Consider the following 291-nt stretch of genomic DNA (forward strand, 5'->3'; position numbering starts at 1 on the left):
TATCATAGCGAAAAATTACAGAGTACTAAAACTCTTACCTCAAAATAATAATTTGTCCCAGGGTTTTATCATAGCGAAAAATTACAGAGTACTAAAACAGCCTGTATATCTAGAAATAGAATTATTAGGTTTTATCATAGCGAAAAATTACAGAGTACTAAAACTACTACTGGTCTGAGGGTGAATCATTAGTTGTTTTATCATAGCGAAAAATTACAGAGTACTAAAACTTCGGTCTAGCCATGTTAGTTACCTCCGTTGTTTTATCATAGCGAAAAATTACAGAGTACT

Origin of the sequence: Veillonella parvula (genome assembly GCF_001553335.1) — a bacterium.
Lineage (GTDB): Bacteria > Bacillota > Negativicutes > Veillonellales > Veillonellaceae > Veillonella > Veillonella parvula_S.